The 15,837-nt window shown below is 42.1% G+C and carries 11 protein-coding genes; 6 read left to right on the top strand and 5 right to left on the bottom strand.

The features are described 5' to 3' along the window. Position 1: 1 nt before the first annotated feature. On the bottom strand, positions 2 to 481 hold the full coding sequence (locus PNC201_RS19645; RefSeq protein WP_102058126.1) for a hypothetical protein: 480 nt from the start codon (positions 479 to 481) through the stop codon (positions 2 to 4). Between the two features lie 136 nt (positions 482 to 617). Further along, complete coding sequence (locus tag PNC201_RS19640; RefSeq protein ID WP_102058125.1) at positions 618 to 1,757, bottom strand: Na/Pi symporter; 1,140 nt, start codon at positions 1,755 to 1,757, stop codon at positions 618 to 620. Between the two features lie 329 nt (positions 1,758 to 2,086). On the opposite strand from PNC201_RS19640, the gene PNC201_RS19635 reads away from it, so the two are divergent. Further along, positions 2,087 to 3,997: a sensor histidine kinase gene (locus PNC201_RS19635; RefSeq protein ID WP_233525293.1), complete on the top strand. Its 1,911-nt coding sequence runs from the start codon at positions 2,087 to 2,089 to the stop codon at positions 3,995 to 3,997. 246 nt (positions 3,998 to 4,243) lie between these two features. Here PNC201_RS19635 and PNC201_RS19630 read toward each other — a convergent pair whose 3' ends face one another. Continuing rightward, the gene (locus PNC201_RS19630; RefSeq protein WP_102058123.1) at positions 4,244 to 5,980 is read right to left on the bottom strand and encodes a sensor domain-containing diguanylate cyclase; all 1,737 of its coding nucleotides are present in this window, start codon (positions 5,978 to 5,980) and stop codon (positions 4,244 to 4,246) included. A 242-nt stretch (positions 5,981 to 6,222) separates the two neighbouring features. On the opposite strand from PNC201_RS19630, the gene PNC201_RS19625 reads away from it, so the two are divergent. Beyond that, on the top strand, positions 6,223 to 6,717 hold the full coding sequence (locus PNC201_RS19625; RefSeq protein ID WP_102058122.1) for a YcgN family cysteine cluster protein: 495 nt from the start codon (positions 6,223 to 6,225) through the stop codon (positions 6,715 to 6,717). Between the two features lie 62 nt (positions 6,718 to 6,779). Here PNC201_RS19625 and PNC201_RS19620 read toward each other — a convergent pair whose 3' ends face one another. Continuing rightward, positions 6,780 to 7,733: a carbohydrate kinase family protein gene (locus tag PNC201_RS19620; RefSeq protein WP_102058121.1), complete on the bottom strand. Its 954-nt coding sequence runs from the start codon at positions 7,731 to 7,733 to the stop codon at positions 6,780 to 6,782. Between the two features lies 1 nt (position 7,734). Next, positions 7,735 to 8,916 (bottom strand): AGE family epimerase/isomerase, encoded by a 1,182-nt coding sequence (locus PNC201_RS19615; protein ID WP_102058120.1) that lies wholly within the window; start codon positions 8,914 to 8,916, stop codon positions 7,735 to 7,737. Between the two features lie 131 nt (positions 8,917 to 9,047). On the opposite strand from PNC201_RS19615, the gene PNC201_RS19610 reads away from it, so the two are divergent. The 4 genes from PNC201_RS19610 (at position 9,048) to PNC201_RS19595 (ending at position 15,676) form a co-directional block, all read left to right on the top strand. Beyond that, the gene (locus PNC201_RS19610; RefSeq protein ID WP_010605507.1) at positions 9,048 to 10,322 is read left to right on the top strand and encodes a sugar MFS transporter; all 1,275 of its coding nucleotides are present in this window, start codon (positions 9,048 to 9,050) and stop codon (positions 10,320 to 10,322) included. Positions 10,323 to 10,467: 145 nt separating this feature from the next. Continuing rightward, positions 10,468 to 12,822, top strand: coding sequence for a GH92 family glycosyl hydrolase (locus PNC201_RS19605; RefSeq protein ID WP_102058119.1), 2,355 nt, complete (start codon positions 10,468 to 10,470; stop codon positions 12,820 to 12,822). Next, on the top strand, positions 12,822 to 13,589 hold the full coding sequence (locus tag PNC201_RS19600) for a basic secretory protein-like protein (protein ID WP_102058118.1): 768 nt from the start codon (positions 12,822 to 12,824) through the stop codon (positions 13,587 to 13,589). Before PNC201_RS19605 ends, PNC201_RS19600 begins: the two co-directional genes overlap by 1 nt. Positions 13,590 to 13,786: 197 nt before the next feature. Beyond that, positions 13,787 to 15,676 carry a methyl-accepting chemotaxis protein gene (locus tag PNC201_RS19595; protein ID WP_102058117.1) on the top strand — a complete coding sequence of 630 codons (1,890 nt, stop codon included), beginning with the start codon at positions 13,787 to 13,789 and terminating at the stop codon, positions 15,674 to 15,676. The last annotated feature ends 161 nt before the right edge of the window (positions 15,677 to 15,837 follow it).

The raw sequence follows: 15,837 nt of genomic DNA, 5'->3' as shown, positions 1-15,837 counted from the left end.
GCTAAAAAACGGATAATACAGCGCTGACAGCCGAGTTAAAAATACGTTTGAAGCCAGTAGTCTGAGTTGTAACCGCTTCAGATGCTGGTTCGCTTACGATAATTCGCTCATTCAAAATGATATCAAACTCAGCCGCGTTTTTTAGGTAGTCGTGGAGTCCTACCAAGTTCAATTGCATAAAATAAGGACCAGCATCAAGCGATTGCTTTACTTTAATTTCGACAATCTTAGTGAGATACGACTCCGGATCAACCACCAAAGAGACCTCGCACTTCGCATTTCGCTCGCCGTGCTTTGTTAGTACAACGTTAACTCGGTCATCAATACGCGCATCCATTGGCAACTCTATCACCAAAGAAAGTCCTTGCTCACCTGGTTGCAGACTAAGTTTCTCATAGGGTTGAACAGCACGGTACTGTCCCCTCATAGAACTTGTGATCTGTGCTGCATTAAAACTAAAAATACCAGGTTTGCTACTCATTACTTTCTTTCGTTATTTACAAGACAATGTTAATTGTCTCAAAGCTAGATTACAGAATTATGACTTATCAACCAAAGGCTAAAAAAGTCAAAGCTCGGCAATACCGAGCTTTAAATGCATTCTTTGTTCGTTTTATTTATCGTACTGCGAGCATAATGATTCCCGGAAACACAAAGAATGAACCTAATACGTAAGCCAAAGCTGCTGGTTTATTCTGCGCACCAATCTCCGCTAACTTCTCAGCTAGACGAAGCGGGATTTCTCTCAGTAGTGGTAAACCGTAAATAAGTGCTACCGCAAAAACGTTAAACATTACATGTACAAGTGCAATCGTTAATGCGACTTCTGCTGCAGGACCAGTGATAGATGTTGCCGCTAACAAAGCGGTAATTGTAGTGCCGATATTTGCACCTAGAGTGAACGGATATATCTGACGAGTGGTAAATACGCCGCTGCCAGCGAGTGGGATCATCAAGCTTGTTGTTGTCGACGACGATTGTACCATCACCGTAACTACCGCGCCTGAGCTTATACCTACAACAGGGCCTCTGCCTATCGCACTGTGTAATAATTCTTTCGCTTTACCTACTAACGCCTTTTTGAGTAATTTACCTAAGTAAGTCACAGCGAACAGGATCATCATGATACCGATAACAACCATGGCAATACCTGCAGCTGTAGAATCTAAAAAGCTAACACCATCTTTTACCACGCTAACCGCTGGTTTCACTAGTGGTTTGATAAAGTTGTAACTTTTTAACGATAAGTCAGCATCACCAACAAATACATGGGCAAGTCCTGACGCAAGTTTCTCTAACATGCCAAACATGATTTCCAAAGGCAGGAAAATAGCAACGGCTAATAAATTAAAGAAGTCATGTACGGTGGATGCGGCAAACGCTCTTCTAAACTCTTCTTTACTACGAATGTGGCCGATAGAAACGAGCGTGTTGGTAATAGTAGTACCAATATTTGCGCCCATTACCATAGGAATTGCGATACTAATAGGTAATCCACCAGCAACGAGGCCAACAATAACAGAAGTCACCGTTGATGAGGACTGCACCAATGCAGTTGCCAAAGCCCCTAAGAGTAGGGCGACGATTGGATTGGTTGCGAATGCGAAGATTTCCTTCGCCCCTTCACTTCCACCTGAGGCCAACTTAAAACCGCCACTCACAGTGCCAACTGCGACTAAGACTAAGTAAACAAGTAATACGATTGACAGCCAGTTAAAAAGTTTAGCTGATGCTGAAGTCTGAGATTGATTAACCATAGTTTCGCTCTTAGAGTAAGTAATGTTCATTCATTACACTTTTATTTCAGCCGCGCATTTAACCACCCAATTGTTACAGTTATATTTCAGTTTTATGTAACTCGACACGTATGCTCATTTTCTCATCGCATTTTTTGAAACAGTGGTAACTAATAGTAGTAATATGCTGTTTTTACTGATTATTAGTTATGTGATTGCATTTACATTTGTTTACTTCTCCAAATTTGATCCACATTTGCTTCACTATTTAAAAGTAGGATTTAGCTATAATTATTGTGCCTTATATCACTATGTTAAGACTTTTCTCGTTAATTTTTATGCTTTTTTCTATGGCGGCTGGTGCAGTTGACTTTACGCCTAGTGCCGAGCATAGAGTAAGTGAACCATTAACAATCCACTTTGGAGAAGTCGATGCTACGCAATTATCTTCAACGCTTGGCATAAATGAGCGCGAAAGCCAATCTATTGCAGAGGTACTTTCAAGCCAAGTGCCTGAGCTAAAGAATGAGCCTTATCAGTGGGCGTTGATCACCCCAAATATGCTTATATCCGAGGACAGAAATTACATCGCATTTGGCTTTGCCAGATTGCCTTGGCTAAGTGTTGCTTTGATTAACAACGGCGAGGTCTCATTTTTAACGCAGCACACCCTGAATACCGCGTTTAATATTAGGGAAGTAGAAGCACCGCAATTATATCTACCAATATCAAAAGAACACTTAGCAGGGGCAAGTCTTATTGTCCGCTATCAGACTTTTGCGAATGCCCCCGCTGACCTTAGGTTAATAAATGATAATGAGCTAAACAGTAATGTTCTTACCAGTACGGTGACCAATGCTGCACTAAGCGGGATCATAGCAGCCGTGTTTGTTATTGTATTGGTTAACTTCTACTTTAATGCCAATGCGACCAACGCTTACTATTGTCTTTGGACGCTATTGTTTTTGCTTATTGTGTTGGATATGTCAGGGTTCACATTTCAATATTTTTGGCCTTCACAAGGCAAATTTGCCACCTTATTTTCAGCTTGTTTGATGACTTTTGTACCAGTGTTTCACCTTCTTTTCGTCAAGCAATTTCTGCAATTAAAGCATCGAAACGAAACCTTACATCTTTTATATAATGGATTTTTAGCGGCTTACCTACTACTTATCCCAGTGGCAATCTATTCAAAATCGGTTCACTACAATCTAGTATTAAGCTTGAGTATCATCCCGCTATTTCTTTATACCAGCTATTGGTCTTTGAAACAGAGTGCTCCTGGTTCTGTAACTTTTTCCCTCAGCCTGCTAAACCATGTCATTTTTGTAAATTTCATCGCTATCGGTGGGACAATGTATGCGGGTTTTATCAACGTTCATCATATATCAAGCGCGATTAAATTTGGCTACTTAATTGAGGTCATGTTATTTACGCTGGCACTTGCGCAACAAAATAAGTCAGCCCAAAATAATCTGCTATCAACGCTACAAACTCAGGTGAATGCACTCTCGAATACAGTACAAACAGAAAAGCAGTTCAACCGTCAAAATCAGCAGGCGTTAGAAAAGAAAGAACAACGTTTATTTACCGATCTCTCCCATGAGCTGCGCACCCCCCTAACGGTGATGAAGGTACAAGTTGAATCTCTACAATACAATATTGTAGAGAATGTTCAGGAAAGCTACGGCAAGCTCATGGATAAAATTGACGAGTTAAATCACTTTATTAATCAATTGATGCTGGTCACTGACAATGAAAAGTTAGCAACTATGCTTAATCTAAGAGACTTCACGATCTGCAAGCTGGTAAATCAAGTACATACTCAGGCCGCTGGTTTATTTAAGGATAATAAGGAGCAATTAGAAGTTAACTATCAAATATCTGGTACAGAAAAGATAACCATCGATCTAGATGCGATAACTAACTGCGTCCTTGAGATCTTAGGTAATGCGATTAAGCATGGAGGAGATAAGGTCCAAGTAAAGATGAGTTTCTTTAGCGTCGACAGCAATCTAATCATTCGCATTGAAGACTCAGGCACTCCGCTATCCTATGAGGCACACCAACAGCTATTTGACCCGCTTTACAAATCACAATCTGCAAGGACCAATTCGGGAAAATCCAAAGGGATGGGCCTTGCGATGTGCAAAAAAGTGGTAGAAGCTCACTGTGGACAAATTGAATCCTTTAATAGTCTATTAGGCGGATTGAACATGGAGATCAAGCTTCCGTTAACTAAAGTGCCTGCTTTTAGTTGATATACAACAGTATGTTTTCGCGCTCACGTTTTATTATTTCGTCGCGGTATTAACTTAAGCCAAAATGCAATTTCAAGTGCCACACCCAATATCACAAAAATGAACATCCCAGTGTGGCTGCTATAGCTATAAGCAGCTATTGCCCCAATGAGGAGCGCCAATAAAATAGCGATTCTGTAAAGTGTCTTCATTTTATATCCTTTTCTATGGTGACTTAGCTAATTCATTTACAGCCGAATACCAAATTTACAGCTCACCTGAGATTGCCACTTGATTACGACCATTACGCTTAGCAAAATAAAGTGCCTGATCTGCCGAGGCAAGCAATTCTTTACCGCTGTATGGTGGCTTAGTCTGAGTATGTAATCCTGCACTTAATGTCATCTCTATACAATAGCTTTCGCTTATCAATGGGCTAGTCTCACATGTCATTCTGATCTTCTCTGCAAGGTCAAAAGCCTGCGAGCTATCGGTTTGTGCAAGTACAATACAAAACTCTTCGCCGCCATACCGTGCGACAAAGTCTCCCGCTCTCGTAGCACAATTGGAAAGTATACGTCCGATGTGAATCAGACAATCGTCTCCCGCTTCGTGACCATAGGTATCGTTAACCTGCTTAAAAAAATCGATATCGATCATAATAACACTAAGAGCGTGTTCAAAACGCTTTGCTCTTAAGCATTCACTATGCAAGGCTTCGTCTAGCGCTCGCCTATTGGCAACACCAGTAAGCGCATCGGTGCGACTCGCAAGCTCCAGTCTATCGTTAGCTTCCTGTAGCGCTTGAGTTCGGATGGCGACAGTCTTCTCTAATTGAGAGTTTACTTTTTGGATTTCATTGAATGCCGTTAATTGCGCTTGAAAACGCTTGTTTTTCTCGGTATTGAGTTTTTCACCTATTGCTATCGATAAACAGGCCACCTCAATGGCAGTACCTATTAATAGCGCATTTTCGGTAAACCAAGTTTGGCTGATTAAATCTAATTTATTTAGCGCAAGAATGATCCCGCCAATGAGCACTGAGCTCCAAGCAATCGAATAGTATGTCGCTAAGCGGCTTTTCCCAGCCAAACGTAAAATACGGCAGAATACGCCCCAGATACAAGCTGATACGGCATACGCTATGGTAAGTTTTATCATCACTGCATAGTCAAAAAACACAGAAGAAAATAAGAGTACCAGCCCTAATCCCAAAATTAAGCGACAACCTAGATAAAGCCACTTGTCCGAAATACCAATCTCGAGCAATGTCATAACAAAGTAAGTGCCGGTTAACACCGAACTGATAAGAAAGAACAAGATTGCTTGATCGTTCCACCAAAGACTATTTGGCCAAAGATATCGAAAGGCAAAACCTGACAAACAAGCAGAAAATAGCGCTAAACAAATAACGTATAAAACATAGTAAAATAATGTGGATTCGCGAATGGTAAAATAGAGGAGCACATTATAAGCTGCCATTATCCCCATCAAACCAAAGTAGATCCCCATCACGATACGAAAAACTTGGTCGTTTATCAAAAAGTCATGGTTTGTCCAAAGTACCACGGGAAGTTGCAGCGCACTGGATGAGCGTACTTTAATGTATAGTGCTACCTTACCATGCGTGCCGTTTGGGAGTGGTATAATAAAATGTTCATGCGCAAAAGGGCGGTCAACGAAAGGTTGTTTGTCTCCTAATTGCTGATGAACAAATATATTGCCTTCTTGTAGCATGTAAACATCAAGTTGATCCAGCACCGGATAGGCAATCTCAAGTAAATAAGGCCCTTCTTTTTCGTCAATATTTAACGACGTACGTACCCAGTAACTTAGGTTGGAATAACCTAAGTTCAACACTTTATCATCGGTAGTTTGCCAATGGATACTTGAGTTATTTATGACGTCGACAATTTTAGCATTTGAAGCCACGTACTCTAGTTGCAACGTCTCTTTGCCAGCAGCTACCACTTGACTACACAGAGACAACAGGAGTACAAACAATAAAAAGACGTACCTTTGCCTCAATCAACCACCCTCGCTACGTTCCATAATCGCAGACAAATAGCGCTCTCGCCAAAGATTATGAAATAAAAATAGTACTTTAATCATAGTCAGCCATAAATAGTTCGCCAATTTTGAATTACGTTCAACTATCCTATAGAATGCGCCGCTTGTTTGATGTGATCGATTCCAACATCACAAATCAAATATGATGCAAAAAAGCGTAATGAAGGGGCAAAGTAATGAGCTTTTGGCAAGAAAAAACACTCGAAGAAATGACTAGAGATGAGTGGGAAGCGATTTGTGATGGCTGTGGCAAATGCTGTTTACACTCTTTTATCGACAGCGATGAGGAAGATGAATCATTTGAAAGCACCGACTTTTTACGCGAAGGTGAAGAGTTACTCTACACTGATGTTGTTTGCCAATATAACGATAAAAATAGCTGTGGTTGTAGCCGCTACAGCGAAAGGCAAGTTCTAGTTCCGTCTTGCGTACAGCTAACCAAAGAAAACCTCAAAGATATCTTTTTTATGCCAAACAGTTGTAGTTATCGACGACTTCATGAGGGCAGGGGACTGGCAAGCTGGCATCCTCTTAGAAATAATGGTTCCAAACAAGCCATGATAGATGCGGGGATCAGTATTTTTGGTAAGGCGACCTCAGAACTGGAAGTAGATTTAGAATCTGATTTTGAAGCGCATATAGTAGAGTGGCCCCACAAAGACTGCGAGTAAAAAACAGGGACTAGGATAAATGTTTTGCGGTAGAGCATGCATATATCCTAGAAAAAAGACTACTATTCGCCAATATCACCTTTAGACGGCAAAGCGGCAAATGCACCGTAGTGTTGAACGGCGAACGCACCACATTTTGCAGCATATGCGACTAAGCCTTTTGCTTCATTTAGTGTGATGGCAAACTCAGTATCTCGGGTAGGTTTAAACTTTCGAATGATCTCAGCAAGTAACCCCCCGACAAACGCATCTCCCGCAGCCGTGGTATCCACCGCGACAACATTTGGCGCAGCGACTTTAGCACTATCATTTTGTAGATAAATCTCAACGGGGTTTGCGCCGTCGGTTATTAATAACAATTGAGTTTGCTTATCCATAATTGCGGCTATGGTTTGCGCTTCGGTTTTACCCACATGACTATTCGCGTTCAGGTATTCCAATTCTTCGCGTGAGAGTTTAACGACATCACTTAGCGCGATACAATGCCAAATTCTATCAAGAATATGCGCTGTCGAACTCCATAGGTTCAACCTCAGGTTCATATCAAAACTAACAAGCATGTTGTTTGCTCGTGCACGCTCAAGCGCATAAACCGTGGTTTTATAGATATTCTCTTCAGTAAGACTGTTACTGCATATATGTAATACAGAATGCTCTGTAAACATATCCTCAGAAAAATGTGTTTGCCTGAACAACAAATCCGCCGCTGGTGGCCGATAAAAACTAAAGCTTCTTTCACCTTGTTTATCTAAAGAGACAAATGCCAATGCCGTTTTGGCTTTATCTGTATACTCAAGGTACCGGGTATTTACGCCATTAGCCTGTAGCTCTTCAGCTAAAAACTGGCCGAACATGTCATTGCCTAACATGCCGCAAAAATACGCATCAACGCCTTGCTTTGCCGCAGCTACTGCCACGTTTGCAGGCGCGCCGCCTGCATATTTAGTAAATGATTCTGGTGTTTTGCCATCCGATAAAAAATCAATCAACGCCTCACCAAAACAAACAAGTGCCATGTTATTCGCCTTTTAACTTCATTGAACGCAGGACTTCGTAACACGCGCCCATAGTGTGATAATCGGTCTTGCCCGCCGGGCTTTTTTCATCGCTGTACTTTTCGTTCTTGTTATTCAAAATACGATACCAAGCACCGTATTCATGGTCGACGAAGTTATCCCAAGCATATTGCCAAATTCTGTCGTACCACTGCCAATATTTTTCATCACCGGTTTCAAGTGCTAGTAGCGCAGCCGCAGCGAATGACTCAGCCTGAACCCAAAAGTACTTATCATCATCACAAATCGACTTATCCGGCGCAAAGCCGTAGCAAATTCCGCCAAATTCACTATCCCAAGCAGCTTTTAATGACTCATCAAACAAGTGCGCGGCTTTTTCCACAAGCCATGACTTTGGCATGTAGCGGTTAATCAACAATAATAATTTTGACCACTCAGTTTGATGACCGGGCTGAAATCCCCAAGGCCTGAATAAGTGTTTGGGATCGCCTTTGTTATACTCAAGGTCGACTTGCCATTGACTATCATAGTGCTCCCAAATCAGCCCTTCTGCCTTAGCGGCTTGACGATTTACCATATTGTCGGCAAGCATATATGCACGCTGTAAAAACTTTTCATCCTGCGTTGCTTCAAAGCAAGCTATTAGCGCTTCGCAGGTATGCATATTGGCATTTTGACCTCGGTACTTATCTGCCTGATTAAAGTCTGCATCGAATTCGTCTTTATAGAGTCCAAAATCAGGCTCAAAGTATTTCTCTTCTAACAGCTGCCATACTCGCTCAATTGCAGACTTGCTGTCTGATAACCCAACCTTCAACGCACAGGCATGAGCCAATAAAACAAAGGCGAGCCCGTAACAATGGTTAGTGCCATCTACAACATTTTCGCCTTCAAGCAACCACGCATAGCCGCCATTTTCCTGCCTATGGACAGTTTCTAAATATTCGATACCATGCTTAACCTTATCTAAGTCAGCTGGCTCTTTAAAATAGTCATAAGCCATAGCATAGTTAAAGACAAAACGGGTACTTGATACTAAGTGACGCGTGTTCGCATCATAAATCTCGCCATTATCCTTGAAGAAGTGATTAAAGCCACCACGTTCATCCACGCAATTTGGTGCGTAAAAGCTGAGCGTCTTTTTAATGTGTGCTTCTAAAAATTGCGTTGTTCTAAAATTCATCTAACTTTTAACCTACTGCTGAACATTTCCGTTACTTTAGCAGATAAAACATGGAACGATCCAACAAAACATTTGTGATTTTCATGTAACAGTGTGTAGAATCAAGGTGAAAACAGATTGGAGTATCACTTGTGAGCGAAATAAATACAAATCAAACCTTCGTCACAAGCGGGAATACCGAGAATAATAATTATCGACTTCCGCTTATTGCAATGACAACGCTTTTTTTCCTTTGGGGATTTATAACCGTTTTAAACGATGTCCTCATCCCACGTCTAAAAGGCGTATTTGACCTTAACTACACCGAAGCAATGCTGATCCAGTTTTGCTTTTTTAGTGCCTACTTTATTATTTCTTTACCTGCTGGGTATTTAGTTAAACGCTTTGGCTATAAAAATGGCGTACTAACGGGCTTAATCGTGGCATCCATTGGCTGCATCATGTTTTATCCCGCCGTTGTTGTTCACGAATATTGGATTTTTCTCTCAGCGCTTTTTGTGCTTGCATCTGGCATCACTGTTTTGCAAGTATCAGCGAATCCTTATGTAGCAGCACTCGGGCATCCTCGCACTGCGTCAAGTCGTTTAAACCTTGCGCAAGCGCTTAATTCACTGGGTACCACTATTGGTCCTATCGTGGGTGGCTTTTTATTGTTTGGTTCAGCCGGTACGCTAACCGTTGAAGCTGCGGCAAGCGCAGAGGGGGTAAAGGTACCTTATCTTATTTTGGCAGCTGCGCTACTAACAATCGCCGTTGTATTCGCGTTTTTAAAGTTACCCATTATTGCTGAGCATACTGAAGCCGTCGATTGTAAAGCGAAACACCATAACCTAATTGAAGCCCCACACTTAGTAATGGGTGTAGTAGCTATTTTCTGCTATGTCGGTGCAGAAGTTGCGATTGGGAGTTTCCTTGTAAATTACTTTGCAGAACCTGAAATCGCAGGACTTGAAGAGCACGCTGCAGCAAAACTTATCGGGTACTACTGGGGTGGTGCTATGGTAGGGCGCTTTATCGGCTCTGCTGCCTTAAAGACTATTGCACCTTCAAAAGCAGTGGCTTTCAACGCTGTCGTTATTATTTTATTACTGGCATTGACCATGAGTACCAGTGGCAACATTGCGATGATTGCCGTACTCGCGATTGGCTTGTTTAACTCCATTATGTTTCCGACAATCTTCTCAATGGCAATTGAAGGCCTGAGCTCACTAACCAGTAAAGGTTCTGGCTGGCTGTGTTTAGCCATTGTCGGTGGTGCTATTGTGCCGCTCATTCAAGGTGTGGTTGCGGATAAATTCCATATTCAGATCAGCTTTATTGTGCCATTGCTTTGTTATGTCTACATCGCATGGTACGGATTAAACGTGGTTAAGCTGTCGCAAAAGTGGCAAGCAAAACTGAATTAAGTTAACGAAAGTTTACAAGGCGAGCATAGCTCGCCTTTTTTATTGCATAATTTTTTCGTCGCAGAGTATTGAATACGTATTCATAAAGGGTATTATAAAACAAAATTGGAACGCTCCAATTCAAAACAAAAACTAGGAGAGAGTAATGCGAGCTAAAACTTGGGCGTTGGCAATCACACAAAGTGTGTTGTTATGCGCAACAGTTCACGCCACTGAATCAAATACACAGTGGGTCGATACCTTCATTGGTACTGGCGGTGATGGCCACACCTTCCCTGGCGCAGTCGTGCCATTTGGTATGGTGCAATTAAGCCCAGATACAGATAACCCCATGCGCGGTGTTTCCCCTCAACCAGAAATCTACAAGCGCTGCGCTGGTTATCACTATGACGACCATACTATTGTTGGTTTCTCCCACACGCATTTCTCTGGTACTGGTCACTCAGATCTTGGCGACCTGCTGATCATGCCAATGACAGGCGAAGTAAAACTCGATGCTGGTACCGCTGAAAATCCAGACATAGGATATCGCTCGCGCTTTTCTCACGACCAAGAATGGTCTGAACCTGGCTATTACGGTGTTGACTTACTCGACTATGGTGTGAAAGCCGAAGTCACTGCAACCACGCGAGTGGGTATGCATAAATACAGCTTCAACAAAGCAAAACAGGGTCATGTATTGCTTGATTTGACCTCAGCAATCTATAACTTTGAGAATAAAGTGATTTGGAGCGACATCCGCAAAATAAACGACACCACATTGGTTGCTTACCGCGCAACTAATGGCTGGGCGCGTAACCGCCAAATGTATTTTGCCATCGAGTTCTCAAAACCTATCGCTGACTATCAGTTTTATAATCTAGACAACAACCGTTATCGTTGTATGAATTGCTTAGGAAAAGACAGCAAACACTCTACGATTGAGAATACCGCAGTAAAAATGACAGCAGGTAAAGCCGTTAAGTTTGTTGCAAGCTTTGATAATTTAGACGAAACGCCACTGTTGGTGAAAGTCGGACTTTCTGCAGTTAGCCGCAAAAACGCATTAGAGAATCTTAAAACTGAAGTACCAAGTTGGGATTTTGATAACGTTCGCGAAAATGCCAAGTCTCAGTGGGCAAATTATTTAGATAAAGTCGACGTGGAAGGCACCAAAGCGCAAAAACGTCAGTTCTACACTGCGCTCTACCATGCGCTACAAGCGCCTAATATCTACCAAGATGTCAATGGACAGTATCGAGGCGTTGACGGTGAAATTCATGACGGCAAAGGTTTCGAGCACTATACCTTATTCTCGTTGTGGGATACCTATCGTGCATTACATCCATTGCTCACTTATATCGACCCAGACCGCGTATCCGGCATGATCCAATCTATGCTGGTACATTATCAGCAAAGCTATGAAAAAATGTTACCTATTTGGTCGTTCCATGCCCACGAGACATGGACCATGATTGGTTATCATGCGGTTTCAGTCATTGCTGATGCATATCTAAAAGGGATCAGAGATTACGATATTGATTTAGCAGTAGAAGCAATTGAAAACACGGCTAACAACCCAGTGTACGATGCCATCCCTGAATACAAGAAATTTGGCTATGTACCAATGGACGTACTTCCTGAGTCTATTTCTATCACTCTTGAATATGCTTACGATGATTTTGCCATCGCAAAAATGTATGAAGCGATGGGCAATACCAGTAAAGCGAAAGACTATTACCAACGTGCGATGAGCTATAAAAATGTGTTCAATAAAGAAACCGGTTACATGCAAGGGTTAGATTCAAAAGGAAACTGGGATCCCGAATTTGACCCTTTTGAAGCAAAATACATGGGCCCATACACCGAAGGTAACGCGAAGCAATATAGCTTCTATGTACCGCATGATGTAGCTGGCCTGATTGAATTAATGGGTGGTGATGATGCATTTGAAGCGCGTCTAGATGCACTGTTTGATACCCACCTTTCTGAAGAGATGATCAAAGAGCACGAAGATATTGCAGGCCTGATTGGTAACTATGCCCATGGTAATGAGCCTAGCCATCATATTGCCTATCTATATAACTACGCGGGTAAACCGTGGAGAACCCAAGAGCGTATTCGTCAGATCATGGATACCTTGAGCTCAGACAAACCGGATGGCCTTGCAGGAAATGACGATGTAGGTCAGATGTCTGCTTGGTATATATTTTCAGCGATGGGCTTTTATCCTGTTGCGCCAGGCGACCTAAGCTACGCGATTGGTGCGCCTCAAGTGCCAGAAGTTACCTTGAAACTTGCAAACGGCAAAGCATTTAGAACCGTTGCGAAAGGTTTCAGTGACAAAAACAAATATATCAAGTCCATTAAATTAAATGGAAAACCGCTTAAGCGCAGCTACATCACACATAACGACATTATGAATGGTGGTACATTGGAGTATCAAATGTCTAGCAAGCCGAATAAAGCATGGGGTCAATCCAAGACGCAGAGACCGCCTTCATTGTCGGAGTATAAGTAATGGTTAAAGCAGGAATATTTCTTGCGGCTATGACCACATTTGCAAGTGCGCCGTTCGCACTTGCAAATGACATCGATAATGCCGCAGCGCGATTAAAACCGATCGCGTTTCAGTCAGACTTAGCATGGCGTCAATTTCCTCTACCAGCCGTCTCGCTCAGCAAAACGACTAAAATTAACCATTTCGCATGGCAAGAAATTGATAACAAAGTAATAGAGCAAATAAGTTATAACGTGGCTAGATTACTTTATAAAGATATGACTAGCGCGCCTAAGCTACCAACCCTCCATATCGTCTTTGAAGACCTAAAAGGGGTTGCATATAAAGAGGGCGATTTTAACGGCGCAACAATCCATATCAGCGCAAACTACATGGAAAACTTTTCTACATCGCACAGTGAAACAGAATCAGTCGACGAACTTATCGGTATTCTCTATCATGAAATTGCCCATGCTTATCAGCTAGATGATCATAACTACAAGGAAATAGGGCCAATCATTGAGGGAATAGCAGATGTTGTTAGACTAAAAGCTGGGTATATTCCTGATGATACCCAAAAGCCTGGTGGCAACTATAAAGACGGCTATAAAAATACAGCATTCTTTATCGATTGGTTATCGAAGCAAAGTAACCGAGACCTACTTCAGGAGATCAATGCTCAATTGGACCCACATGACGACATAAAGTGGGACTGGCAATACTTTGAGCAATCAGCAGGTGTTAAATTAGATACTGCTTGGCGACATTATCAAGCGTCGTTACTGTAACGCAAGGTGAGCGAAGTCTCACCTTTATTTAACATTCACTCTAAACCTCTCTCATTTCCTGCCGATAATCAAAGACAAACCTTTGAGTTTTTGATAAAAATAGTTACAAAGGAATCCAATTCCTAAATCTATTAATAATAATCGGCCAACAAGTGTATTGTTTGGCTGAAGAAAAGAACAAGTTCAACAGGATCATGATGTTTAAAGCGCTAAAGTTCACCACCAAAGTAACCGTAGCAGCCTCCCTTGTGTTAGTAATTGTGCTCGGCTTATTTACCGTAAACAACTTTCTTGTTATGCGAGACCAAACTCAAGCTCGACTTACCTTGGTTTTACAAGAGATTTCAAGCTCGGTTTCACAGAATATCGCCAATTGGCTCAATGACAGACTTGAAATCGTGGTCTCGATTGCTGATGGACATAGAGCTGATGACTCCACTGAACAGATAAGAAGACGGTTAAAAACCGCAGACACTGCGGGGGATTTCAAAAACGTTTTTATTGGCACGCCAGATGGAACATTTGTGTTGGACGATCCAAGTATCCAACTTCCTGCTGATTTTGATGCGACTAGCCGCCCTTGGTACAAGCTCGCTGAGCAAAAACAAGATACCGCATTTACCGCACCTTATATCGACGTTACCACCAACGAATTCACTATCTCAGCCGTTGTACCTGTAAAACAAGGAGGCCGTTTCGCAGGTGTGGCAGGGGGGGACATCGACATGTCAACCATCACAGAAATTATCAATGAAATTGACTTCTTAGGGTTTGGTTACGGTTTCTTACTTGATGAAAGCGGTAAAATACTCAGTCATCCAGATACTAAACTGAATGACAAGCCGATGTCAGAGCTGTTTGGTAAACGCCTGTCATTAAATCGGGATTTCACGGAGCTTGAAATTGATGGCACAGAAAAGCTCGTTTCATTTGTAAAAATGAAAGGCATTAAAAATGTCGACTGGTATCTTGGCGTTGTCATTAATAAAGAAATTGCCTATTCGTCCGTATCTTCTTTTAGAAATATGGCGGCTATCTATATGCTACTTGGCGTGATTGCGATTGTGGTGATGCTACAACTATTGCTCAAGTATCTGATGCGCCCGATGTATAATCTCAATGCAGCCATCAAAGACATCGCCCAAGGTGAAGGTGACCTTACTCGTAGGTTAATCGTAGAAAATCAAGATGAATTTGGCGAGTTATCCGATTATTTCAACCAATTTATCGATAAAATTCATGCTTCTATTACGCAGGTAAAAAATACTACAGTAACACTTGAAAACGTCGTAAATAGTTTGGTTGCGCAAACGCAAGATACCTTATCTATGTATACAGATCAGTCAAAGCGCACCGATAGCGTCGCGACAGCGATCAACGAGCTTTCTTCAAGTGCACAAGAGATCTCAAACAATGCAACCCATGCTTCAGAACTTGCCAGTAACGCCAACAAGCTTTCTGTTGAAAGCCAACATTCACTCACTCAAAATATCGAAGAAATTGCTTCACTGACACAAAAAATGTCTCAGGCACAAGACACGCTGGATGGATTGGATAAACTCTCAGGCAGCATAGGGCAAGTGCTTGAAGTGATCAAAGGTGTTAGCGAGCAGACCAATTTACTGGCGTTAAATGCTGCCATTGAAGCGGCTAGGGCAGGTGAGGCCGGACGTGGATTCGCCGTCGTTGCCGATGAAGTAAGGCAATTAGCACAGCGCACGCAAGAGTCAACGCAAGAAATCGAAAGCACTATTGCACAACTACAACAAGGTTCTGCTTCAGCTGTGGCCGTAATGAAAGCGAGTTTAGAAGACTCAGCAAGAAGCGCCGATAGAGCCAATGCTTCAGGTACTAAAATGCAAGAAGTGAGCAATTCGATTGATGCCATAGACGGCGTTAACCATGCAGTTGCCAGCGCCACCCACCAGCAAAACACCGTTATCCAAACATTAGATAGCGACATTCATCATATTAGTGACCTCAGCCTGCAAGGCAGCAATAACCTAACCGCAACCCTTGAAGAGTGTAAGTCATTGAAACTACAGTTCGACGAATTAGAACAAATGGTGCTCAAGTTTAGAGTCTAACGCCATCTCACTAGAGCTTAAAAGCCGCTTAACAAAAGCGGCTTTTTTGTGATCCTTTTATGACACAAAACACCTGCAACATCTCATTAACTAACAAAATTTCCTTAAAAACAATAAGTTAATTGATTAATGTAATTTCAATGACAGCTGTCACATTTATG

This window comes from Pseudoalteromonas sp. NC201, assembly GCF_002850255.1.
Classification (GTDB): domain Bacteria; phylum Pseudomonadota; class Gammaproteobacteria; order Enterobacterales; family Alteromonadaceae; genus Pseudoalteromonas.
The sequence above is the reverse complement of the archived record's forward strand: the minus strand, read 5'-3'. Positions and strand labels throughout refer to the sequence as shown.